Here is a 26,141-nt window from a genome sequence, read left to right as displayed (position 1 = left end):
CGAAATAATTACACCCAAACTTCGTAAAAAAAATTTGTAAATAGAAAATGTTAAGAAATATTCTTAGTTGATAATCTTTTACAGATGAAAAATGTTATTTCTGAAGCGAGAACTAAATATTTTTATTTGGCAGAAAGCAAATAAACTATTGCTAATTAGAAAGGATTAATTGAAAATATTTTTCTGCAATCAAAAAAATGGTCAGATAAAAAGGATTCGATTAGTTTAAACCCATCCTCTGAGCTGACAAGCCTGTGCAACGCGAGCAACACCGACGAGCATTGCTGCAAGACGTGGATGAACTTTCTTTTCTTTTATAGCTTCCTGAACTCTTTTGTAAGCAAGAGTTAATTTTCTATCTAGTTGTTTATGAACTTCGTCTTCCTCCCAGAAGAAAAGAGACTTATCCTGAACCATCTCAAAGTATGAAACTGTTACACCTCCTGCACTTGCAAGTATATCAGGAATAACGTGAACGTTATTTTTAAATAAAATTAAATCCGCTTCAGGAGTGGTTGGACCATTCGCAAGTTCGCACACAACACGAGCTTTTATGTTTTTTGCATTTTTTATATTGATTGCATTTTCAAGAGCTGCGGGATAGAGAATTTCAACATCAAGCTCCAATAATTCTTCATGTGGAATTTCTTTGCTTCCCGGAAACTTCATTACCGATCCGGTTTTAAGCTTATGATGTACAAGTTCTTCAGGATCTAATCCGTTCTTGTTTACAATTGCTCCGCGTGAATCACTCGCAGCAATTAATTTTCCACCACCCAGCATTTCTTTGTGAAGAAGCGCAGCTCTCTGTCCGGCATCTCCAAATCCCTGTATTGCAAATTCTTTATTCGGATCGAATCCGTAAGCTTTGCATGCTTCACGAACTGTTATTATTCCTCCTCTGGCAGTTGCATCTCTTCTTCCTTCTGTACCTCCAACTTGCAAAGGTTTATCTGTGAAAACACCGGGACTATGCCGTTTTGTTATGGTTTCGTACTCATCCATCATCCATGCCATTGTTTGCGGATTTGTGTAAACATCTGTCGCGGGGACATCAATATCCACTCCGAGCATCGGGGAAATTGCACGGATATATTCTCTCGATACTCTTTCAAGTTCAGTTTCTGATAATTGTTTTGGATTGCAGCGCACACCACCTTTACTTCCGCCTAGAGGCAGATCGACAACTGCAGTCTTCCAAGTCATCCAGCAGGCAAGAGCGCGAATAGTATCGACCGTTTCTTCCGGATGAAATCGGATTCCTCCTTTTGCCGGACCTCTTGCATGGTTGTATTGAATTCTGAAAGCATAAAATATTTTTGTTTCACCCGAATCCATTTTGACCGGTATAGTGACATTTACTTCCTGCTGAGGTGTGCTTAAAAATTCTGTTGTTGCATCATCAAGGTTAAGAATTTTAGCTGCTTCTAAAACCTGCTGACGTGCGACTTTAAATGAATTGTAGGATTCCATTACTTTGAACCTTTATTCTTTTTATCTGAATCTGTTTTAGTTGAGATTGGGTTTACATCCAAAATAATTCTGTACCAGCACTTCTTGCAGACAAGCGCCCTGTCTGTTGCAAGAAGAACCTGTTGCCACGGCGATAACTTGTTGCCGCAGTGCGGACAGGCATCCGGAACTTCTTCTCTTGTTATTTTATTTTCTTCCGCCAAGTGCTACTCCAAATTTTCTAATTTCAAGTGGGTTTTATGATAATACCTTTATTTTCGTGTCCGTTCATTTTTATTACAACAGGCTTCTCAAATCTAATATGTTTAGTATATACTTTGCTTTCAACAGCATCCTGAGCAAGCAGCCAATCCCAATCTACAAAACCATTTTGCTGAGTTGAGTTCACCGTAAAATATCCAATCATAAATGAAGTTATGTTCTGAAAGAAGTGTGAACCTTGCGAAGGCTCAACGGCCATATCTTTGAAAGATGTTTCAACAATTGCTCTTGCACCTGCGATTTGTTCCCACGTAACAGGAATTCCAAGCCACGGATCAAGCGAACCCCAGCGTCCAACTCCTACAAGTAAATATGGTTTTCCTTCCGCAATCAATTTATTGTTTAAAGACGAAATCTCCGCAGCTACTTCCCTGCTTTTTGCACGATCAAACAAATTATAATCAACAACTACAGCATCGCAGATATCCTTGATGATTCCATTACCCAGCACCTGATTGCTCTGACAAATTAGTTTATCTTTCGGCATGTCGTTGAGCTTTAATTCTTCAAATTCATGACTAACAACCAGCGGTCTCATCTGCAGCAAGCCAAACTCTTTCTTTTTCCCTGAAGGTTTTGATATGTTAACCGCAAACTCAATTTCAACCGGAGTGCCCATTCCCCAGTTTCCCATCTCAAGAAGTAATTCAAGAACATTTGCGAGCGGAAAAATTTTATTTCTGAGTACTGGTCCAAACGTAACAAGTCGGATTCCGTTCCTCCCGAGTCCATCGTATATTGCATCATTCTCAGGGATGTATGTTGAACCAACAAATCTCAGCGGTCCATCTTTTTCTGCAACACTCAATGGAAATGTTTTTACTAACTTATCGTAAGTAACATTTCCGAAATCAGTTTTTTCATCAATCTGCAAAGCAAAAAATTCCATTTGGCTGCTGTTGAGAGATTCTTTTACCGAATGAAATTGAATCAGGTCAGTAGAATATTTAGGGCAGAATCTAACTGTATTACCACCTTCAACAACCCATTTACCCAAACCGAGTGCAGTTGAAACAATTCCGTCGGTGGATTTTTGTGGAGGCAATGGATAGAAATTATATGATTTCGCCACACCTGAAAAATCAGGATAAAATCTGTTCTCGTGATAATTTCCAACCGTTTTCTGAATTATTACAGCCATCTTTTCTTCTTCAGATCTGTAAGAAGTAACCTTGATGTAGTTCTTTGCATTCTGATAGAAAGTTGATGCATAAACTCTTTTGATTGTGGTGAGAAGATCGTTTAGACGAATCAGCGGATTGGCATTATCATTTGGAATCATGTAAGTCTGATAGACACCTGCAAACGGATGATACTGAGAATCCTCCAGCAAGCTTGAAGATCTTACAGCGAGCGGATTGCGGATGATATCCAGAAAAGCTGCAAGGTCGCCGAGTATATCTTCAGGGAATTTTGAAGCTTCGAGAAATTTTTGAGTTATCTCTTCATCATTTTCACAATGTAATGCAAAACTTCTCAGGTTATTCATATCAAGAAAATCATCAAAGACATTTGTCCCCAGCACAACAGCCGGCGGAACATAAATCAAAACATCTTCAAACTGATCGCGAAGCTGGTAATCATTGATAAGAGTATTAACAAAACCAAGACCTCTGGCTTTTCCACCAAGCGAACCCCCGCCGATCCTGGCAAAGCTGCTTTCGGGATCAAATGTTTCTTTGTTAAAGTCAGTAATTATTCCACGCTGACGAGCCATTCGATAATTGTGGATCGAATGAACCAGGTCTTCTCTCAATGCATCACCGGTTGAATAATCAGAAACTTTTCTGGGTCTCAGTTTATGAGCCAGCCAGAATTCCGTTCGTGCTTTAAACCAGTTGGAGAAATGATTTTTTTCTGCGTGATACTTAATACTTTCAATAGGAACAATCTTTAACTGATCTTCCAAACTTTTCAGATCGTTCGCCCTGCCGACTTCAATGCCATCTGAAGTTTTGAAAATAAAATCACCAAAACCAAAATTGTTGTTCATAAAGTGCTGGAGCCTTGTTATAAGGATTGGTGAATCCTTCAGAATAAAAGCAGCGCCTGCTTTCTTCGCGTCTTCTTCATTGGATGAATCATTAGAAGTAAGAAGTATAGGGATATCACTAACAGCTTCTTTTACAGCTTTGGCAAATTTAATTCCGGCTGTATCATCAAGCTCGTCATTTTTAGGAAATGCAATATCTGAGATAACACCAAGGACAAGCTCTTTGTATTTATCAAAATGTTCCCACGCTTCTTCGTAAGTAGTGCAAAGAAGAATTTTTGGTCTTGCTCTCATCCTTAAATATTTATGAGTGAGATTTATTCCTTCTGAAATCAACCTTTGGCTTTGTTTCAGCATCTCTGTATAAATAATGGGAAGAAAAGCAGAATAGTATCTTACACTGTCTTCTATGACAATTACATTTTGAACACCAACAATTTTACTGTCGTGTTCAACGTTGAGCTTGTCTTCAAGATATTTTATTATCCCTATGATAATTCTGAAATCGCCCGTCCATATAAAAACTTTTTCGAATACAGAACTTTCTGGGTTAGATAGAAGAGTTTTAAGTTCTCTGTTGTCATGCGCAAGCAGAACAATCGGAACATCCAGACCTGAATTCTTTACAAGCTTGGCAAAACTCAGAGCTGTCATGTCCTCGATATGCATAGTTGAGATTATCAGATCGTATCGTCCTTCTTCCTTTACACGATTGATTGCATCATAACCGCTGGAGACCCTGGTAAGTTCCGGTGAGTGACTTAGATTTAACCCCTGGTATTCATTACGGATAAGTTCGTAAAGACGACCATCTTCCTCAAAGAGATAAAGATCGTAAAGACTGGAAACAAGCAGAATATTGGTAACACGCAAACGCATAAGGTTCTGGAAACCTTGAAAACGGGTTCCATAACCATGCTCAACCCAATCGGCTTCGGGATTACTCTTAAATTCTTTTATGTAATCCATGAGTTACTGATTAAATATTTCTTTTAAAATATATTATGAATTGAAACCAGATGTAATTTACAATTTTTAATTGTCAATTTCCTTCAATAAAAAGGCGAAGCAGAGGTCGTCTGACTCAGAAGAGTCAGCCGGACTCTTCGAGAGGCTTGAACCTGCTTCGCCTATTGAATCGATGATTTAAATTATTTCGGTTTTTTCGTCATCGATGTGGGAAAGTTCTTAAACAACACCCTGATCAATCATCGCATCTGCAACTTTCAGGAAGCCGCCGATGTTTGCACCGTTTACATAATTGCCTGGTGTTCCAAATCTATCAGCCATTTCAACACAGGTCTTGTGTATGTTTTTCATAATCATCCTAAGCCTGTTATCGACTTCTTCTCTTGTCCAGGGCAGACGCATACTGTTCTGCGACATTTCAAGACCTGAAACAGAAACACCGCCGGCATTTGCTGCTTTGCCCGGTCCGTAAAGAATTTTGTTCTCAAGAAAGATGTTAACACCTTCGATAGTTGTCGGCATATTGGCGCCTTCACTCACAACATAGACACCATTCTTTACAAGATTCTGTGCATCAATCCAGTTTATTTCATTCTGAGTTGCACTCGGGAATGCGCATTGTGCTTTGTGATCCCACAATGGATTATGGTCAAGGTATGGATCGATATCTTTATAAACTGCTTTTTTGTATTTATCAACATATTCTTTTATTCTGCCGCGTCGCACATTTTTTAATTCCATAATGAAGTTAAGTTTTTCTTTGTTGATTCCTTCTTCATCATAAATATATCCGTTAGAATCTGAAAGTGTTACAGGTTTTGCACCAAGTTCAATAAGTTTCTCAATAGTATATTGTGCAACATTTCCGCTGCCAGAAACAAGACAGGTTTTTCCTTCGAGTGTTTGTCCTTTGGTTGTCAACATTTCTGCTGCAAAATAAACGGCTCCATAACCGGTGGCTTCAGGTCGAATTAATGAACCGCCCCAGTTCAAACCTTTACCTGTTAAAACACCGGTGAATTCATTTCTTAATTTTTTATACTGACCAAACAGATAACCAATTTCTCTTCCGCCAACACCGATATCTCCTGCAGGAACATCTGTATCAGGACCAATATGCCTGAACAATTCACTCATAAATGCCTGGCAGAATCTCATAATCTTTAAATCACTTTTTCCTTTGGGATCAAAATCAGATCCGCCTTTTCCACCGCCCATCGGCAATGAGGTTAAACTATTTTTGAATACCTGTTCGAATGCAAGGAATTTTAAAATTCCAAGATTTACAGATGGGTGAAATCTTAAACCACCTTTGTAAGGACCAATTGCACTGTTCATTTCAATTCTGTAACCGATGTTGATGTGGATCTCTCCCTGATCATCAACCCATGGAACTCTGAAGATTAAAACTCTTTCGGGTTCAATAATTCTTTCGAGAATTTTTGCTGAGCGGTATTCGGGATGTCTCTCCAGTACAAGTGATAACGATTCGGCAACTTCCTGTACTGCCTGGTGGAATTCCGGCTGAGCGGGATGTTTCGCCTTTAATTCAGCCATTAAGTCTTTTACGTATTCGGACATTTTACCTCCGGAAAATTTTGAATTAATAATTAGCATTGTGATTATAATTGAATAATCTTTGGTTGAAACTAATCTTTTGGATTGTGTAAGAAAAGAATAGAAACTGTGAAAGTTGTGTAACAGAATTTGTTACAAGTAGTTCTGATTCAAGAGAGGATTAAATTTCAACCAGTTTATTACTAAGTACGTATTGTGTCAGCTCAACATTTGATTTCATTGACATCTTTTCCAGTATCCGATTCCTGTAAGTATAAACTGTATTGATGCTAATTGATAATTCTTCTGCTATTTCTTCAGCCGATTTACCGAGTGCAATGTTACACATTATCTGATATTCTCTGTCAGAAAGTTTATCGTGTGGAAGTTCCTTCTCAGTCTTACCAAATTTTTCAGCAAGCTTTTCTGCAAGAGATGGATTTATGTATTTCCCTCCGGAAACAATTTTTCTAATTGCGGTTACAAGTTCATTCGGTGCACTTACTTTTTTAAGATAGCCGGACGCACCAGCTTTTATTGCTCTTATTCCGTACTGATCCTCACTGAACATACTTAAAATGAGAACGGGTAAATCAGGATAAAGCATCCTAATATCTTTCAATGCTTCTAGACCGCTTTTGCCCGGCATATTAATATCAAGAATTACTAGATTCCATCTTTCATTCTGAAGAAGTTCCATCATCTTTTCAGAATTTTCTGCTTCACCTGATACTAAAATATCTTTCTCATCGGCAACGATTTGCTTCAATCCTTCCCGGACAATTGCATGATCATCTGCAATAAGAATTTTTATTTTTTTAACAGTCATTTTAATCTAATCCACCGGAATTACTACTTTAACTGTTGTCCCTTTACCTGCAATTCCTTCAACTGAAACTTCTCCGCCAAATACCAAAGCTCTTTCTTCCATACCATGAATACCGAGTGATTTAAAATCTTTAATCTGTTCCTGAGTGATTCCAATTCCATTATCAAGAATTTCCAGCGAAATATTTGATTGGTGATTAAGCAAAGATATTGCCGCTTTGGTCGCCCGGGAATGACGCGCAATGTTTGTTAATGCTTCCTGCAATATTCTGAAGATTGCAGTGGATTTATTTTTTTCAAGAATTATTTCTTCTTTCGGAAGAACAAGTGAACATTTAATGCTTGTCATTTTCTCAAATTCTTCAGTTTGCCATTCGATTGCCGCTGCAAGTCCAAGTTCATCAAGAATCCCGGGCCTTAATTTTGATGAAATTTTCTGGACAGATTCAACTGAGGCATCAATCAATTCGGAAAGTGAATTTATTTTTTCTTTTAGCGGTTCCTGATTTTTATCAAGTTTATTTGCAAGTAGTGCAATATAGATTTTTAAAGCAGTCAGCACCTGACCCAGTTCATCGTGAATTTCCTGAGCTATCATCGTCCGTTCTTCTTCACGCACAGATTGAAGATGTGTTGCAAGTTCTCTTAACAATTTACTTGTGCGTTTTAATTTTTCTTCGGCTTGCTTCCGTTCGGTAATATCTCTCGCTATTGAGAGAACAGTAGGTTTGTCGTTATAGTAAAATAAATGTGAATTTACTTCCACCGGAATTAATTTCTTATCTTTTGCTCGATGAACTGTATCGTAAATTACATGGCTTTCTTTCAACAGCTGTTCAGTCTTCGTATTAAAATCACTTATACTTTTCTGGGAAACAATGGCCGAGGGACTCAATTGCAGAAATTCTTCTTTCGAATAACCTAATCTTTTGCAGGCAACTTGATTTACCTCAATGAAGTCACCATACGATTTTTCGTTTGAAAGCTGAGTTACAAAGACAGCATCATTCGCATTATTAAAAAGCATTTTAAACTTTGCTTCGCTTTCACGCAGCTCAATTTCTGATTTTTTTCTTTCTGAAATATCTTTAATTATACTTAGAGTGATCTTGCTGCCATCAGGCAGAGTGAGAAAGGAATTTGAAAATTCGAACCATACTTTTTTGCCATTCCAGAGTATGTTTTCACGTTCAAATAATGTCTTGAGCTCGTTCTTGTGAATGTCCCGCTGATATACTTCAAGTGCCTCTTCCTGTTCTCCATCAGCATAAACAATCGAAAAAGGTTTCCCAAGTAAATTTTCTTTTTCAATCTGAAAAATTTTACAGAAGGAATCGTTCACCAATAATATTTTACCTTTCTCGTCAATTAGTCTCATTCCGTCGACAGAAATTTCCCAGAGCTGACCAAAGAGCAGGTCAATATTCATCAAATCTTTTTTTAACAGAATGTCGTTCATTTTTATGTAATGCCCGGCTTCAAAATTATCCCGATATTTTTATGACCGTTTATTTTAACCGTCATTGGTTTTGCAAACTTTATATGTCTGGTTAACTCAAACTCTTCAACGACTGGCTGTGAGTCAAGCCAGTCCCAGTCAATAAATCCGATTTTATGCGAAGCATCTACAGTGAAATAACCTACACGGAATGAAGTAATGTTCTGGAAAAAGTGTGAACCCTGAGATGGTTCGACTTCAAAATCTTTAAAACCGGATTCAACTATCGCAGAAGCGCCTGATATCTGATCCCAGGTAACCGGTATTCCAAGCCACGGATCGAGTGAACCCCATCTACCCAAACCAATAAGAATATACGGTTTTTTTTCACTTAGAAGTTTTGTGTTCAGTTTTGCAATTTCCATTGCAACTAATTTGCTTTTTCCCCTATCGAATTTATTATGGTCAACCATAACTAGATCAAAAATTCCATCGATGGCACCGTTGCCAAGCACTTGCGTACTCTGACAGATGAGTTCATCATTCTTGACTTCGATATTAAGCTCATCTACTTCCCTGCTTATTACAAGAGGTCTCATCTGCAGCATTGCAAATTCTTTTGGTTTGTCAGAAGGAACACTCAGGTTGACAGCAAATTCAATTTCAACTGGCGAGCCCATTCCCCACGTTCCCAAACCTAAAAGCATATTCAGAATTTCTGGCAGCGGAAACATTTTATGTTTTAAAATTGGTGAGAAGGTAACAACTCTGATTCCTTCACGTGAAATTCCATCATAAACCGCCTCATCTTCAGGAGAATATGTTGAACCGACTGTATACAAAGTTCCGTCAGCTTCTGATTCTAATAAATCATATTTTTTTACAAGAGGATCTTTTGTTGATTCGGGATGATGGTCAAGCTTTCCATTAAGATCAAGAGCAAAGAAATCCTGTTGAGCATGCATAAGTGTTTCTTTTGTTGAAAAAAACTGAAGAAGGTGTTTCGGATATCTTGGACAAAAACGAACTGTGTTTCCTCCTTCGACTACGGTTTTACCAAGTCCAAGTGCAACCAGAGCAATTCCGTCATCAGATTTTTGCGGAGGAACCGGGTAAAAGTTGAATGACTTTCCTACTCCGGCAAAATCAGGATAAAATTTTCTTTTGTGTTCGGAACCCACAAGTCTTTGAACAATCACCGCCATCTTTTCTTCCTCGAGACGGTAAGCCGTTGCTTTCATATAATCTTTTGCTTTTTGATGATATGTAGAAGCATATACAGCTTTTATTGTTTGCAGCAGTTCTTCAAGACGTACATTAATATCAGGATTACTGTTCGGCAGCATATAAGTCTGATAAACGCCGGCAAATGGTTGAAACTGTGCATCTTCCAACAAGCTTGAAGACCTTACAGCAAGTGGTTCTTTAATTATTTCGAGAAAGTCATAAAGTTTCTGTTTTATTTCTTTTGGGAAATGAAATGCTTCAATAAACTTTTGTGTGATTTTAATGTCGTTGCTTTCAGTAAACGCATAGCTTTCCAGACTATTTTCAGAAATAAACTGATCAAAAACTTCAGTACCGATTACAACTGCAGAAGGAACTGAAATTTCGATGCCTTTAAAGATATATTTGATATTGTAGTTAGCAATCAGAGTATTAATGAAACCAAGCCCACGGGCTTTTCCGCCAAGCGAGCCGCCACCAATTCTAGCAAAACTGTTTTTAGGATCGAACGTTTCCTTTTTAAAATCTGAGATTACACCTTTCGTTCTTTCCTCGAGATAACTTATTATTGAATTTATGAGATCCTTCCGTAAATGTTCCGGGGATTCATAGTCTGTCACTTTTCTCGGTCTAAGTTGATGAGCAAGATAAAATTCTGTTCTTGCCTTCAGCCATCTTGAAAAGTGATTACCTTCTGCATGATGAAGAAGACTTTCCTCCGGAATTTTGCAATCTGATCGGCAAGTTCTCTCAAATTTACAGCACGACCTACAGCTGTTCCATCTTTCAATTCGAAAACAAAATCACCAAACCCAAAATGATCGAGCATAAATTCTCGCAGATCATGAAGCAGACGCGGTGAATTTTTATAGAGATATGAGGCACCGATTCTTTTTACTTTATCTTCAAGATTCTGATCACTTGTCTGAATCAGGATGGGTATATCTTTATGTCTTTCCTTGACTGCCGTTGCGAATTTAAGTCCTGCTTCAAGGTCACGCACCCCATAATGCCTGAAATTATTATCTGTAATAATTCCAAGTACATTCTCCTCGTACATTTCAAAATAATGCCACGCCTCTTCATAAGTTGTGCAAAGAAGAATCTTGGGCCTGGCTCTCATTCTCAGATATTTGTGTGTGATATTAATTCCTTCTGATATTAGCCGCTGGGACTGATTGAATATCTCAGTATAAACAAGAGGCAAATAGGAAGAATAAAATTTTACATTATCCTCAACAAGAATGATGACCTGCACACCCATATCTTTTGTGTCTTCAACTACGTTCATTCTGTCTTCAAGATATTTAATTATTCCAATAAGAAGATGATAATCGCCGCTCCAGATAAAAATTCTTTCAAACACTGAAGTGTCATAATGAGTGGTTAGTTCTTTTCTTTCTTTGTTATCATAAGCCAGAAGTACAATTGGAAGCTCAATACCATCAGCTTTTACCTGGTTAGCGAATTTAACGACATGCATGTCTTCAATGTGCAATGTGGTGATGATCAGATCAAATTCATTTTCCGCCTGGAGCAGCTGCAAAGCTTCCTCGCCGGTGGTAACGTGAGTTATTTCTGGTGCCTGACTAAGATTTAAATTCTGATATTCGCTTCTTATTAATTCATAAAGTCTTCCGTCTTCTTCAAACAGGTAATAGTCATAAATGCTGGATACAAGAAGAATATTTTGAATCTTGTAATGCATTAGTTTCTGGAACTTTTTAAGCCGGGCGTGAAAAATATTCTCGAGCTTGATTTCTTTTATTGAAAATTCTTTATTCATTTTTCAGTGTGTGATGTTAGGTTTGTTTTTTCTTACTGTCTAATATAGAAAAAGAGCAGGTGAAAAGCAGTTCCCAATTAACAATGAACAATTAAGAATGAATAATTATCAGAATCTTTTTTTTGTATTTACTATCGATTTAGGAAACTCAAAATAAAAAAGCGGTTCGAAGAACCGCTTAATTATTAATTGTAAATTGTTAATTTTTAATTAAACAAGCCCCTGATCAATCATTGCATCAGCAACTTTTAAGAATCCGGCAATGTTTGCACCGTTAACGTAATTACCCGGAGCTCCGAATCTTTCTGCTGTTGATACACAAGTGTCATGGATTCTAACCATAATCTCGTGAAGACGTTTATCAACTTCTTCTCTTGACCATGGCAGACGCATACTGTTCTGCGACATTTCCAATCCAGATGTTGCAACACCTCCGGCGTTAGAAGCTTTTCCAGGTGCATAAAGAATTTTAGCTTCTTTGAAAATATCATAAGCTTCAATTGTAGTTGGCATATTTGCACCTTCGCAAACACAGATGCAGCCGTTCTTCACTAATTCTTTTGCATCTTCTGCAAAAATTTCATTCTGTGTCGCACAAGGCAGAGCAACATCAACTTTAACTTCCCATGGTCTTTTACCAGGGAAGAATTTTACTTTGAATTCTTTTGCGTAATCTTCAACAATATCTTTATTGCTTGAACGCAGCTTTAACATATAATCTATCTTCTCACCTTTCACTCCATCAGGATCATAGATGTATCCATCCGGACCGGAAAGAGTAACAACTTTTCCACCAAGCTCGTTTACTTTCATTACAGCTCCCCATGCAACATTACCAAAACCTGAAACAGCTACAGTCTTTCCATCAAAGGAAGTCTTTTTAGTCTTCAGCATTTCCTGTGCAAAGTAAACACATCCAAATCCTGTTGCTTCCGGACGAATTAACGATCCACCCCAATTTAATCCTTTTCCGGTAAGAACTCCGGTGAATTCATTTTTCAATCGTTTGTATTGTCCATAAAGAAATCCAATTTCTCTTGCACCAACACCGATATCTCCTGCTGGTACGTCTGTATCAGGACCAATGTGTCTGAAAAGTTCAGTCATAAAGCTTTGACAGAAGCGCATAATTTCGTTATCACTTTTTCCTTTTGGATTGAAATCCGATCCGCCTTTACCGCCGCCCATTGGAAGCGTAGTTAGTGAATTTTTAAATACCTGCTCAAACGCTAAAAACTTTAATATGCCGAGAGTAACAGACGGGTGAAAACGTAATCCGCCTTTGTATGGTCCAATCGCACTGTTCATTTCAATTCTGTATCCACGGTTGATATGAATTTCTCCCTGATCATCCATCCACGGAACTCGGAACATAATAACTCTTTCCGGCTCTACCATTCTCTCAAGAATTTTTAATGATCTGTATTCGGAATGACGCTGAAGCACAACTTCAAGTGATTCGAGAACTTCCTGAACTGCCTGATGAAATTCCGGCTCGTTTGGATTTTTTGTTTTAACATCCTTTAATATTTTTTCTAAGTATTCTGACATGTAAACCTCTGTGTATTAATTGTTTGACTTGTTGGTAATGAAATTTTTTTTGTAGTTAGAATTCTAAAATCAATTTCCCCAAATGATTTAATTGATAAATAAAAAATCTTTTTATTTGTTATGAGAAACTTACGAAATAGGTCACTCAAAACCTTAATTATCAGCAAAAGCAATAGATTGTTTTGATAAATATCACCTCTGGCACTTACAGATTTCCATTGAAAAATAGAATATTCTGCGTTTAATTGATAAATTGCAATAGTCTTTCTTCCAATTATTAATGAACAGGAGTTTTCATGGATAACACTATTCTTAAAGAAAAAATCAACCAGGCAGTAGATATTCTAAAAGAAAAAAATATTGATATGTGGCTGACATTTGTCCGAGAGAGCTCGATGATGACCGATCCTGTGATGGACATGATCTCCGGGGTAAATTCAACCTGGCAGGCAGCATTGTGTATTAATAAAGATGGTGATACAACGGCAATTGTTGGTTCAATGGAAGAAGGAAATTTTAAGAAACCAGGTTTGTATAAAAATATTATTCCCTACCTTAAATCAATTCGTGAACCCTTCAGAGATTATATTGCCAGAAAGAATCCGGCCAAGATTGCAATAAATTTTTCCAAAACTTCTGTGCTTGCTGATGGTTTAACTTATGGAATGTACCAGATTCTTCTCGAGCATCTCGAAGGTACTGAATATGCAAAACGACTCGTTAGCTCAGAAGAAATTATTTCTGCTTTGAGAGGAAGAAAATCAGCAACAGAAGTCGCATTAATGAAAGAGGCAATCAAAGAGACATTAAATATTTTCGATGCAGTTACAAAATTTATGAAACCCGGAATGACGGAAATAGAGGTTGCGAACTATGTCAGAAAACTCCACACTGAAAAAGGATTTGAAGCTGCGTGGGAAGAAGGTCATTGTCCTGCTGTTTTCGCTGGTCCGAATCCAAACGGTCCGCACGAAGGTCCAAGTGATAAAGTTATCACAAATGGAACCATAGTTAATATGGATTTCGGAATTAAGTACAAAGGCTACTGTTCCGATTTGCAGAGAACATGGTACATATTAAACGACGGCGAAACAAAAGCACCTGAGGCTGTCCAAAAAGGATTTAATGTTATCCGCGATTCAATTCAAAAAGTTGCTGATGCAGTAAAACCCGGAGTAAAAGGTGTTGATATGGATACGATTGCAAGATCGTACATAACACAAAATGGTTATCCTGAATATCCTCACGGACTTGGTCACCAGGTTGGCAAAACTGTTCACGATGGAGTTGCGGGAATGTTCCCTGCGTGGGAAAGATATGGCAATGCACCTTTTATGTCTTTGGAAGAAGGACAAGTTTTTACAATTGAACCTAGACTACCGATTGAAGGTTACGGCGTTGCAACAATTGAAGAAGAAGTTTATATCACAAAAACTGGCTGCGAGTTTATATCTCCTCCGCAGAAGGAATTGATTTTAGTAGAACCTTAACAATTTGTCGAGACGCATCGCAATGCGTCTCTACTTTAACATAATTGGTTTTTAAATTTTTAAAGGAAATGAAAACCATAATAATAATTTTCTCATTCGTTATCTTAGTTTACTTTATTAGCTGCGATACAACCGAACCACCAATTCAAAACGGGGCAAGTATATCCCTAAAATTATTTGACATTTCTGTAACAGAAGCTTACCTATATATAGAAATTAATAACTCTAGCTCAAGACAAGTTGAATTGCTAAAAGACGATACTATGAATCTATCTTTTAATCTAGTTGGTAATGATACTATTCTCCTGATAACCGATTTAACCGAAGACACTAATTACAAATTTACAGCATTATTGAAACAACAGGATTATGTTGTTAGCAGGAGTGAAGAATTAACTATTAATACTCTCACACCTACTAGTCAAAATTTTACCTGGCAGGTATTTACATATGGCAATCCAAATTACGGCAATTCTGTACTAAGGGACGTTTCTGTAATTGATGAAAATTATATCTGGGTTGTTGGCGAGGTATATCTACCAGATTCTTCAGGACAAACTGATTATGAAGTTTATGGCGCAGGATTTTGGGATGGTAGCAATTGGAAATTAATTAAGGTTCCAATGAGTGATTATGGTAATCCAAGACCACCGCCTTCTCCTAAGAAAGTTTGTACAGTTCAAGAAGTTGATAATAATATTTATGTTGCTTCCTCGGCAAACCTAATGAAAAATGTAAATGGAGTTTGGATCGAAGAAGCATTCTTTATTAAAGATATGAGTTTTGATGGCCAAGTTATTCAAATGTACGCATACAATGAGGATAATATTTTCTGTGTCGGGAGGAATGGTGCAATTTATCACATAACTAATTCCGGATGGAATGAAATTGAAAGTGGAACTGAGACATATTTATCAGATATTTGGGGAACTATAGAACCAATCGATGATGAACAAATTAAATACATTACAGGATTGCATCTGCAACCTCAAGATGAAACCAAGTTATTAAGAATAAATGATCAAAATATAGTTCAGGATTTAAATTGGAGTATAAATTCTGATTTGAGTTCTGTTTGGACAAACAAATCATTTCCAATCTATGTGGCAGGGAATAAACTATTTACAAATAAGACCGGAGATTGGCAGGAAATTCCTGATATTTCATTTCAGTATTATATTTCGTGTGTTAGAGGTTCTGCATTAAATGATATTGTTGTATGTGGAACACTTGGATTAATAGCACATTATAATGGTGTTGATTGGACAACATTTGGTCAAATTTCAACCGGTGCAATTTTTAGTTCAATTGAAATTAAGGGGAACACTATTTGTGCGGTAGGGGAATTGGGGACAGATGCAATTATAGTGCTCGGTAAAAGAACTAATTAAAATTTTACTTTTTTGAAAATAAGAAATAATTAGTTAAAGTCATTCACAGTTACACTGTGATATATTAAAACTCATACACTTTCACATAAGCTCTATGCAGCAGCTTAGTGTATTCCTCAAAAGAAATTTCAATAGCACCAAACATTTTTAAGTGCTCGGTCATATACTGCACATCCAGAAGAACAAAATCTTTTTCTTTCAAATGTTTCAGCAAAGCAACAAGTGCCGCTTTGGACGCTTGCGAAATTTTTGAGAACATACTTTCACCAAAGAATGCACCACGGAATGTAACTCCGTAAAGTCCGCCGGCAAGCTTTCCGTTTTTCCACGTTTCAACTGTGTGAATGTGTCCGCGTTTTTTTAATCTTCTATAAGCATCTTTCAGTTCTTCAGATATCCAGGTTGATTCTCTGTCGGCACAACCTTCAAGAACTCCTTCAAAGTCAGTATCAAATCTTATCTCGAAATTTTTATCTTCAATTGCTTTTTTTGTGGAGCGGGGTATGTTGTAATTATCGAGTGGAATGATTGTACGAACATCAGGTAAATACCAATTAATATTTCCAGTCCCAGCATCAGCCATCGGAAACGCACCGCTCGCATACAGCCGGATCATATTTTCGGGCTTCAGAAGTTCTTTCGGATTGAAGTTTTCTTTGCTATTCACAGTTATTTTTGCTTTTGTCTAATATTAACATAAAAAATCAAACCCGCCTACCCAAATAATTCCAGTTATCATTGTCATCCTGAATTTATTTCAGAATCTGAACTAAAGACCCTGAAACAAGTTCAGGGTGACAAACACATAATCATTTTAATTGCAGTAATCCCTGCTTAAATTTACGCCTCATTTTTGAAATTGATTGTTAAGTAAATCTTATATGAATAAAAAAATAGCAGTAGTTGCACTTGGCGGAAATGCTCTCCTTAGAGGTAATGAAGTTGGTACAATCCAGCAGCAGGAAAAGAATACTTATGACACCTGTTTACATCTTCTAAAACTTCTTAAAGATGGTTATGAGCTAGTTATAACTCATGGTAACGGTCCGCAGGTTGGAAATATTATGTTAAGAAACGAAGCAGGTTATAAAGAATATAAAATTCCTCAAATGCCTCTTGATATTTGTGTTGCAGATTCGCAGGGTGGAATCGGATATATGATTGAAAGACAGGTAAAGAATATTCTCCGCGAGCATAAGATCAGAAAGAATGTAGTAACTGTAATTACCCAGGTGCTCGTAGATAAGAATGATCAGGCATTTATCGAACCAACAAAACCTGTCGGCAGATTTTATCTGAAAGAAGAAGCGGACCTTCTGGCAAAATCAGGAGGATTTATTTTCAAAGAAGATCCGAGAAAAAGAGGCTGGAGAAGAGTCGTTCCTTCACCAGATCCAATTGACATTCTAAATAAAAAGGTAATTCGTGATTTGGTTAAACGCGGCAATATCGTGATTGCTGCAGGAGGCGGCGGTGTTCCTGTTTATTTAGATGGAAAGAAAAATCTTGTTGGTGTGGAAGCTGTAATTGACAAAGATCTTGCTTCATCATTGCTTGCAGCAGAAATTAACGCAGATGCATTTTATATACTTACCGATGTTCCGAATGTTTACCTTAATTTCCACAAGCCAAATCAGCAAAAACTTGAAAAGATTACTGTGGTTGAAGCTGAGAAATATTTGGAAGAAGGTGAGTTTGCGGACGGTAGTATGGGACCAAAAATTTTATCTGCAATCCGGTTTATTAAAAACGGGGGGAAGGAAACAATAATTACTGAATCAACACAGCTCAGCAATTCCGAATGCGGAACAAGGATTGTTGCTGATGATTAATTTTATATTTTATTTTGAATATATGTAGTTGTTAAGAACTTCAACTGTTCTTCTAGCCGCGGATAAATCAAGTTCCAGCAAATCCCTCATCGCCAATACACCAACCAGCTTTTCATTTTCAATTATCAGAATGTGTCTTGTATTTGCTTCCTTCATTTTAGCAAGTACAGATTCGTTCGCTTCACCGATATCAGCAATAAGCAGCTTGGTACTCATCACATCTTCGACTTTGGTTTCGTCAAGACTTCTATTTTGTGCAATAACACGTCTGACCAGATCTCTTTCAGAAAAAACTCCAACCAGCTTTCCATCCTCCATGACAGGAACGAGACCAACTTTCTTTTCTGCCATATAGTAAACTACATCTTTGATAGTACTCCCCTTTTCAACAGTGAATATTTCACGGTTGTGCAGTATTTCTTTAATGTTTTCCATTGTTGTTCCTTCTTTTAAAGCTCAATATAAAAATTATCCTTTCAGATGCAAAGAGCCAAAAATTGTTTGACTTTTATACACTATTTCATATTTTTAACTGTTGCTAAATAATATGCAACGTTAAACTATTTATCAATAACATAGGAGGCTGTTATGAAGAAAATTTTTCTGGTTCTTTTCACATTTCTTTTTGTCTCATCTTTAACTTTCGCAGAGTTAAAACTAAAATTACCTGCTGAAATTACTGGTGAAACTACAAGTTCAATTATCAATAAAAACATCGAGCAAAACCTCAAGCTCAACATTCCTGTAACCTCAGCCCCACCAGCAGACATGAGAGAATTCGTAAAGGGAATGATAATGCTGGGAATACTTGCCGATGTTTCATTTCCAATGGGAAGTGATGATGGATTTAAACACGTCGCCGGAACAGGATTTTCCGGACACGTTGTTGGTTCATATCTAGTCTCAACTTCATTCCTGATTGCTTTACGCGTAGGTTATATAAATTTTGGTACTCAAACTGAAGAAGGTAGTGAAGCTGGATTTTCATACAAATATGAAGACACCTACTCACAGATACCGATCTTGCTTGGTGCTTATTATCTGTTTTCAACAAATGGATCATTCAAACCTTATATCGGTGCTGCACTCGGAGTTTTCTTCCAAACCTATGCGGTTAATTGGACTGAAGAATATGAATTTGGAGGAGAACCATTTGTTTTAGATGAAAGCTTCAGTAATACAGGATTCGGTGTTGTACCTGCTGTAGGTTTTTATATGATGCTTGGTTCTGTTGTATTACAGGCAGCTGTTGAGTATGCAATCTTATTCAGTGAAGGACCTACTGTTGAATACACTTATGACCCGGGTATAGTTAGTAAAGTGAGTGGGGTTGCTCAGGAGGAATATGAAGAAGAATCTGAGAAGCCAAGTTATATTTCTGTAAATATTGGTGTGAACTTTCCTTTAGGACAGTAAATAAATTATTCAGATTATTAAGTAGGGCGAAGAATTTTCTTCGCCTTTTTTATTCTGTTCTCTGTATAAACTCTTTTATAATTCTATCATTAGAAGAGATTAGCTCGGCAGGAGAACCAAGGAAATAAATTTTTCCCTCATGCATCATTGCAACATTGTTAGCAACATTTTTTACGCTGTACATATCGTGAGTTACAACTACCGAAGTTGCATTTAATTTTTCAGTCAGTTCTTTTATCAGGTCATCAATCGAGTCAGACATAATAGGATCCAGCCCTGTTGTTGGTTCGTCATAAAAAATATAATCGGGATCAGTAATAAGGGCACGAGCAAGTCCAACTCTTTTTTTCATTCCACCGGAAAGTTCGGCGGGTTTCAGGTTTTGAACTCCAGCCATTCCGACCAATTCAAGTTTTTCTGCAATTTTTTTATCAAGTTCCATTCTTGAAAATTTTTTCCCGGATTCAACCAGCGGCAGTGCAATATTTTCTTCGACTGTCATTGAATCGAAAAGCGCGGAACCCTGGAATAAAAAACCGAACTTACTTCTCAGATTATAAAGTTCCTTCATACTAAGTTCATCGACTCTCTGGCCTTCCACTTTTACATAACCTTCATCCGGATAAAGCAGACCAACAATATGCTTTATTAAAACACTCTTACCACATCCGCTTCTGCCGATAATCACTAAAGTTTCTCCGGTTTCAATTTCAAGATTTACTCCCTGAAGAACTTTGTTGCTGTTAAATGATTTGTGGAGATTCTTTATTTCTATCATAGATGTAATTAATTATCTTCTTTAAAATAGATAAAAGACAGGAGTATTATAAGCAGGATTTAAAAATAAAAATACCGGATCGCATTATTATGCAATCCGGCTTAGCTAAGTGAAAATTATTGAAAATTAATTATTAACGATGATTGCTGCACCTAATTCCTGATTACCAGTTCCGGCTACAAAACCTCTTGCATATGCTGTGTAGATATCACCAGATGTAAGTGTGATGCTACCCAAATCAAGCACAACTGTTGAAGTTCCAGCGAGTCTTACCTGCAAGTTATAAGTTCCGGCATCAAGCGGAGTAAAAGCAGTGTATCCTTTGAATGCTACATTACCGAAAACTACTGTACCATCGGCAAGAGTAATATCAACTGCTGGTGCATCAGGAGATAGGTGAATAAATCTGACATGAGCTTTCCCAGATGCTGGCGCTGCCAAATTATCTTCGAGAACTAACGGCTCAATACTTGCAACAGAGTTTACTGCGAAAATTGAATAAGATTTATCTTTTTCAAAATTGATATTGCCTTCTATTACTGTAGTAGCTGTACCTGTAACATTAACTTTAATATTCCTTGTACCGCTTGGTAAGGTCAGGTAAGGAGTATTCTGCAAGTAAGTCAAGTTTGTACCGGCAACTGTATTATCAACTAGTATATCAACACCTGGTGCATCCGGAGATGCGTGAATTACCATTGTTGAAGAATTTGATGGAACCGGCTGCATTGGATCCTCTTCATCATCACAGCCAACGAAAGTAAATGCAGTTATTGACACTGCAAGAGCTAAAATAAGATTTCTGAACTTCATTTTTTTATCCTTTTATGAATTGTTGAAACTAAATACTTAATGAACAAAAGTTATAACACAGTGTTTAGCTATGAAGTTCCGTCGTGTGAAAAAATTATTTAAAATATGGATAGAAACGTTCAGAAGTGGAAAAAATTGTGGGAATAGATTCAGAAATGCAGTTCTAGCTGAAAATCTGCTTTAAATGATGATCTATATGATCTACATAATCTTTCATCAACAAGAATAAAGTGTTAGCCTTTGCAAATGCATCCTGCGGTTTTAGTTCAATATCAAGATTTTGATCCGGAGTGTTTTGCATTATGTATATGATGTGTTCGTTATAAGTTCTCCAAAATTCGACAAGTTGTTGTGTATCTTTTTGATTATAGTTTTGGATTCTCACCCAATCATTTTGAGCATATGATTCAACTAAAAACGGAGAGGGCATAAATTGAATTTTAATAAATCTGTGATGGTTATTGGCCGCTGAGTCAATGAGGTGTCCTAATATTTCTTTCTTAGACCATTTGTCGGGTGCAGGTTTTCTTCTCAGTTCTCCTTCAGGATATTTCAGAAATTCTAATGGAACTAAATTGATGTGTTCCTGTAACCGGTCAATAACTTTTTTTAGTTCTTCTTTCAAATAAAATCCTTTTTGATTTGCTTATAACTTCCTTGCAACGACCACCACAGTTTTCATAGTCTCGACGACACCCGCACCTTCATTTATAGCTTCGAGGAAAATAATGTAAATTCCAATTCTTAATGCCTGACCGTCATCTCCAATCCCGTCAAAAATAATTGAACCGGAGGAACCGCTTGCCTGGTTGTTTGCGAGAGTTCTCACTAACCTTCCTTTGTTGTCGAAAATTTTTATACGAACCTGTGATGTTGCCTGAGTCAATTTGTAATTAATTATTGTGAAATCTTCGAAACCATCGTCATCCGGTGAAAATGGATTCGGTGAAACAGAAATGTTTAATGCGATATTCGGATTAACAGTATAAATGCTATTCTGCTTTCCCGGAGTTGCACCGATTTGTGCAACTGAACTGCTCCAGTTGTTTGCATCGTTTGCACCAAGATTGGGATTTATTCTTTCCAGCGAAATATCCTTCGTTGAAATAAAATTATCGTTATGCCATTTATCGGAATACCAAATTGAATCAATTACATTTCCTTTTACATCTTTTAAAAGAATTAATTCACCGGTATTTACAAGACCCAGACTCGAAACTCCGAGAATAGTTCGCGAGGTATTTTCATTAAGATCATATCTCACTTCGACAAGCGAATCAGCGGCAAGAATGAAGAAAGAGTTATCCGGAATTATCAGCGGGATATTCGATAAGGTAAAATTATTTCCATTCTCATCTTCAATCTTCCATCCACCGACATTTAATGAATCGCCGCTTAAGTTCAGAAATTCAATAAACTCTGAATTGTTCTCTCCCGGATCGAACATTATTTCATTGATAACAAGATCATTCCTGCTGTAATCGGGAACATTTCCAATTGAGTTCGGTTCACCCGGTGTGCATCCTTTAATACTTAGTGATGTTGTCCAGTTTGTGCTGTCGCTAGTTGATTCTTCAAGAGAAATTCTTTCAAGTGAAAGCCCTCTTCCCCCGCCCCACGATGAACGGTAAAACAAGCTGTCAATAATTCCATCTCTGAAATCGTATACCACTATTCCGTCGGAAGTATTTCCCAGTGAACCAAAATTCGCAAAGAATACTTTTGCCGTAACTCCCGGATGTGCCGAGTTAAACGATGTATCTTTTGCAATTACGATAAATTCATCCGGTTGTAAAATATAATCAGTATTAGTTATGAAACTTTTTGTTGGTGTTGTTAAAACATCGCTCACTGACCAATCTTTTATATTGATAGTATCACCCGAAACATTTACAAGCTCAAACCATTCAGGCTTGTTGGTTTCGGTATTATACATCACTTCATTAATAAGTAAAACATTCGCAGGGAATCCGGGCTCAACTGACTTCTCGTAATAATTGTTCATTGTATCTTCATCTGCCGAATAAACTATTCTAACAGCAGCTAAAACTTTCTGCGTTAAATTCTGAATCGGAGAAGATGAAATTATACTAGCGGAGTCACCAGATGAAAGATTTAAGTTTTCCTCAATACTTAATAGAAGATCAACAACATTATTAGTATCAGTATCAATGTAGAACTCAACACTAAAATTGTTTGCTGAAGTCGATCCATTATTTTTTATAGAAGCTGAAATAAAAACATCTTCACCTTCGACAGGAAATCGCGGATTGAAATTCATATCAGCCACAGAAAGATCAAACTGTTTCGGAGTCAGACTATTAATTCTTCCGGGTGTGCTTTGCTCAATATCGAATGAACTTCCCCAATTTGCGGCGAGATTCGAATTAGCGTTGACAGATAATCTTTCAAGTGAATATCCGTTTATTCCGCCCCATTGATTAAAGTAGAGAACTGAATCGATTGCCAGTCCACGGTTATCTTTAATTACAACGCCATCAACATCATTATTTAAAGAAGGGATTGGAATTATAAACACCTGTGAAGGTATGAAACGATGAAAGTTATAAATGGAACTGCTTCTGCTCAAAACAAGATATGAATTCGGTTCAATGAAAATGTCTTCTTCAATTGTAATCTCAGTTGGTGTAGTGAAAACATCATTGATACTCCAGCCATTCAGATTTATCGACAAATTTGTTCTGTTATAAATTTCAATCCATTCCGGTTCTCCACCGAGCGGTGTATACATAACTTCATTAATTACAATTGATTGTGCAGGTAAACCCGGTTCAATTGATTTGTATGATTTATTGTTCGATGTATCTTCATCTGAAATGAAAACAGCATTTGCGAGGAATGCCCTCTGTGATTGTAAATTTTCGATCAAAAAACTAAAATCAAAAATTGAGGAATCACCCGAAACAAGAGAAAGACTTTGCAATTCTTCGATAAGAATATCAGGAATCGAATCGAGATTCGTATCCTCTAAAAGCTGAAGTGAAAAGGTTGCATCGTTCAATCCTAAATTTTTTAGTTTTGCTGAGACCGAAATCGTGTCACCTTCAATCGGGTATTGCGGATTAAAAATTAGTTCTGCGAGTTCTATATCAAAATTCTTTTCAGTGATTGAGTTAATGTTTCCCGGAGTAGCTTTAAAAATATTAGTCGATGTTCCCCAGTTAGTTGGATCGAGAGAAAATCGATCCGCAGAAATTCTTTCGAGAGATTTACCGTCTTCACTGCCTCCCCAATCAGGATAGTAATAAAGTGAATCAATTTTAGTACCTATTGAATCTTTAATTACGACTGCATCTCCCGAATTATTTAATGCGGGCAAACTGAATTCAATTATTTCCGATCCAACATTATAAAAATTCAGGATTGAGGAATCTCTTGTAAGAACTATGTAACCATTTGCCGGAATAAATTTATCCGAACTGAAAATAGTAACTGAAGAAGATGCATCTGATAATTTCCATTTTTTCAGATTGATTGGATTGTTTGTTCTGTTGAACAGCTCTACCCATTCCGGTTCACCTGTCGAAGGTGCATACATAATTTCATTGATTACAACATCGTTATAATTTGTTCCCGGTGGAAACACAATAAAAGATTTTATGAGTTCATTATTCAGCAAGTTTTTATCCGGTGCATATAGTACATTTGCAATAATCTGATAGGTGCCAGCAGAAAGAGCATTCAAAATTGTAGTTGCAGTTATTGAATCACCGGCAAGAAGATTTGAATACTGCTGTGAAAAAATTATTTCACCAGGATCTGCTGTCGAGTCAAAATTTACATCGTTAAATATTTGAATCGTACAAACATCAGCAGTGTTTGCACCAATATTTTTTACTTTTGCTGAAACTGTAACGTCATCTCCTTCAATAGGAATAGCGGGTTGAAAATTCAACGAGAATAACTGTAAATCAAATTGAACCGGAGTCACTGAATTTTGAAATCCAGGTGTTCCATTAGCAGAAATAGAATTTGCCCAATTGCTTTGAGAAGTATCTTTTATCATAACTCTTTTTTCATCTGAACGACCTTGCAGATTGTCAGCAGAATAAAAATATGATTCGAGCGTATCATCAGAAGTGTTTATAAGCCATATAGGTCGGCTTGTGGTATTCGCCATACCAGAAGTGCCGAATGAATTATCTGAAATTTTCAGAACGAGGGCTTCTGGCGGAATCAGTCCATCATAAATTCCACTTCCGACTACATAATCTCCCTCAAGAATAATCGCAAAAGATTTTGGAGGAAGAATTGTTCCTTTTCCGGCGTCGATAATTATATCCGCATTCGATGTGTAGTATTTAATTTTATAAGAATTGAGATCAATGCTGATTGTTTCGCTGGAATTATACAGCTCGATAAATTCATTCGGCCCGGTCTGAGGAAAGAACATAACTTCACTGAGCATCAGCGTGGAGTCCGATTGAGGAAATATTAAAACAGATATAAGTAAAAATATTGGAGCTATTCTATAAAACATTTCAGGTAACGATTAATTCTTCCTGGCTGGTAATGGCCTGCTCATCAGAAAATCAAATAGCCAGTCAGGCATATATTTTAAAATCTTTGAACCAATTACAATTGGCAAAGGAAATTGAATTATCTTTTTCTCTTTCTTTATTCCATTCAAAATTATTTTTGCGGCTTTTTCTACATCCATCAAAAAAGGCATATGAAATTCGTTCTTGTCAGTCATCGGTGTTCTAACAAAACCGGGTTTTACTGTGAGTACTTTTACATTAAATGGTTTTAATTCGACCCGCAAGCTCTCAAGAAGCAATGATGCAGCAGCTTTGCTCGCATTGTAAAATCCACTCCTCGGAAAACCTCTCGATTCAGCAAGACTTGTAACTCCAACTATCATCCCCTCTTTTCTATTCATAAAATTCGGAAGCAGCTGTTCAACGCAATTTACTATTCCAAGAGTATTCACATCAATAATTTCCTTCGCTGTTTTGGATGAGTAATTATTAATGTCAGCTCTTGATGAAATTCCGGAATTAAGAATCACAATATCAATTTTTCCAAAATCTTTTTTTACATTTTCGAAAACATTTTTAACATCTTCAGTTTTTGCAACGTCGCATCTGTAAGCTTTGGCAATTCCTCCATAATTTTCCATTTCATCTACTAAATCCTGGAGCTTATCGATGCGTCTCGAAAGCAAAGCTAATGAGCATTTTTCCTTTGGCAGTAATTTTGCAAGTGAATAGCCTATTCCGGATGAGGCTCCGGTGATCAGTACGTTTTTATTTTTGAAATCCATCAGTGCAGGGGCATTTTATCGAAATTCGGAGAGGAATTTAATAATTTGGAA

18 protein-coding genes and 1 pseudogene are annotated in these 26,141 nt (G+C 37.0%); 4 read left to right on the top strand and 15 right to left on the bottom strand.

Going from position 1 to position 26,141, the window contains the following annotated elements:
* Positions 1 to 225: 225 nt before the first annotated feature.
* From IPM14_03570 to gdhA (IPM14_03535), 8 genes and pseudogenes are all read right to left on the bottom strand, one after another.
* Positions 226 to 1,473: a Glu/Leu/Phe/Val dehydrogenase gene (locus IPM14_03570; protein MBK9097197.1), complete on the bottom strand. Its 1,248-nt coding sequence runs from the start codon at positions 1,471 to 1,473 to the stop codon at positions 226 to 228.
* Positions 1,473 to 1,676, bottom strand: a complete 204-nt coding sequence (locus IPM14_03565) for a hypothetical protein (GenBank protein MBK9097196.1) — start codon at positions 1,674 to 1,676, stop codon at positions 1,473 to 1,475. Before IPM14_03565 ends, IPM14_03570 begins: the two co-directional genes overlap by 1 nt.
* Positions 1,677 to 1,699: 23 nt before the next feature.
* A complete protein-coding gene (locus IPM14_03560) occupies positions 1,700 to 4,696 on the bottom strand; it encodes a histidine kinase (protein ID MBK9097195.1) in 2,997 nt (998 codons plus the stop codon).
* A 219-nt stretch (positions 4,697 to 4,915) separates the two neighbouring features.
* Entirely contained in the window at positions 4,916 to 6,277 is a 1,362-nt protein-coding gene (gene gdhA / locus IPM14_03555) for an NADP-specific glutamate dehydrogenase (protein ID MBK9097194.1), read from the bottom strand.
* Between the two features lie 157 nt (positions 6,278 to 6,434).
* Positions 6,435 to 7,082 carry a response regulator transcription factor gene (locus IPM14_03550; protein ID MBK9097193.1) on the bottom strand — a complete coding sequence of 216 codons (648 nt, stop codon included), beginning with the start codon at positions 7,080 to 7,082 and terminating at the stop codon, positions 6,435 to 6,437.
* 6 nt (positions 7,083 to 7,088) lie between these two features.
* Positions 7,089 to 8,540: a PAS domain S-box protein gene (locus IPM14_03545; GenBank protein MBK9097192.1), complete on the bottom strand. Its 1,452-nt coding sequence runs from the start codon at positions 8,538 to 8,540 to the stop codon at positions 7,089 to 7,091.
* Between the two features lie 2 nt (positions 8,541 to 8,542).
* Positions 8,543 to 11,454, bottom strand: a pseudogene (locus tag IPM14_03540) (histidine kinase).
* A gap of 288 nt (positions 11,455 to 11,742) precedes the next feature.
* Complete coding sequence (gdhA, locus tag IPM14_03535) at positions 11,743 to 13,083, bottom strand: NADP-specific glutamate dehydrogenase (GenBank protein ID MBK9097191.1); 1,341 nt, start codon at positions 13,081 to 13,083, stop codon at positions 11,743 to 11,745.
* A gap of 296 nt (positions 13,084 to 13,379) precedes the next feature.
* Here gdhA (IPM14_03535) and IPM14_03530 point away from each other — a divergent pair, with 296 nt between their 5' ends.
* Positions 13,380 to 14,573 carry an aminopeptidase P family protein gene (locus IPM14_03530; protein MBK9097190.1) on the top strand — a complete coding sequence of 398 codons (1,194 nt, stop codon included), beginning with the start codon at positions 13,380 to 13,382 and terminating at the stop codon, positions 14,571 to 14,573.
* Between the two features lie 68 nt (positions 14,574 to 14,641).
* Positions 14,642 to 15,964 (top strand): hypothetical protein, encoded by a 1,323-nt coding sequence (locus IPM14_03525; GenBank protein MBK9097189.1) that lies wholly within the window; start codon positions 14,642 to 14,644, stop codon positions 15,962 to 15,964.
* 64 nt (positions 15,965 to 16,028) lie between these two features.
* On the opposite strand, the gene IPM14_03520 is transcribed toward IPM14_03525, so the two are convergent.
* Complete coding sequence (locus IPM14_03520) at positions 16,029 to 16,580, bottom strand: leucyl/phenylalanyl-tRNA--protein transferase (protein ID MBK9097188.1); 552 nt, start codon at positions 16,578 to 16,580, stop codon at positions 16,029 to 16,031.
* 265 nt (positions 16,581 to 16,845) lie between these two features.
* Here IPM14_03520 and arcC point away from each other — a divergent pair, with 265 nt between their 5' ends.
* Entirely contained in the window at positions 16,846 to 17,796 is a 951-nt protein-coding gene (arcC, locus tag IPM14_03515; GenBank protein MBK9097187.1) for a carbamate kinase, read from the top strand.
* Between the two features lie 9 nt (positions 17,797 to 17,805).
* Here arcC and IPM14_03510 read toward each other — a convergent pair whose 3' ends face one another.
* On the bottom strand, positions 17,806 to 18,231 hold the full coding sequence (locus tag IPM14_03510; protein ID MBK9097186.1) for a CBS domain-containing protein: 426 nt from the start codon (positions 18,229 to 18,231) through the stop codon (positions 17,806 to 17,808).
* A gap of 153 nt (positions 18,232 to 18,384) precedes the next feature.
* Between IPM14_03510 and IPM14_03505 the strand changes: the two genes are divergently transcribed.
* A complete protein-coding gene (locus IPM14_03505; protein MBK9097185.1) occupies positions 18,385 to 19,212 on the top strand; it encodes a hypothetical protein in 828 nt (275 codons plus the stop codon).
* Between the two features lie 49 nt (positions 19,213 to 19,261).
* Here the strand turns inward: IPM14_03505 and IPM14_03500 are convergent, their stop codons facing one another.
* The 5 genes from IPM14_03500 to IPM14_03480 form a co-directional block, all read right to left on the bottom strand.
* Entirely contained in the window at positions 19,262 to 19,990 is a 729-nt protein-coding gene (locus IPM14_03500; protein ID MBK9097184.1) for an ABC transporter ATP-binding protein, read from the bottom strand.
* Between the two features lie 126 nt (positions 19,991 to 20,116).
* Positions 20,117 to 20,803 carry a DUF4397 domain-containing protein gene (locus IPM14_03495; GenBank protein MBK9097183.1) on the bottom strand — a complete coding sequence of 229 codons (687 nt, stop codon included), beginning with the start codon at positions 20,801 to 20,803 and terminating at the stop codon, positions 20,117 to 20,119.
* A 163-nt stretch (positions 20,804 to 20,966) separates the two neighbouring features.
* On the bottom strand, positions 20,967 to 21,428 hold the full coding sequence (locus tag IPM14_03490) for a DinB family protein (GenBank protein MBK9097182.1): 462 nt from the start codon (positions 21,426 to 21,428) through the stop codon (positions 20,967 to 20,969).
* Positions 21,429 to 21,449: 21 nt separating this feature from the next.
* Entirely contained in the window at positions 21,450 to 25,232 is a 3,783-nt protein-coding gene (locus tag IPM14_03485) for a lamin tail domain-containing protein (protein ID MBK9097181.1), read from the bottom strand.
* Positions 25,233 to 25,316: 84 nt separating this feature from the next.
* Complete coding sequence (locus tag IPM14_03480) at positions 25,317 to 26,090, bottom strand: SDR family NAD(P)-dependent oxidoreductase (GenBank protein ID MBK9097180.1); 774 nt, start codon at positions 26,088 to 26,090, stop codon at positions 25,317 to 25,319.
* Positions 26,091 to 26,141 lie beyond the last annotated feature (51 nt).

It is taken from the genome of bacterium, from assembly GCA_016716565.1.
Classification (GTDB): Bacteria; Bacteroidota; Ignavibacteria; order Ignavibacteriales; family Ignavibacteriaceae; genus IGN2.
This window is presented reverse-complemented; position numbering and strand designations above follow the sequence as displayed.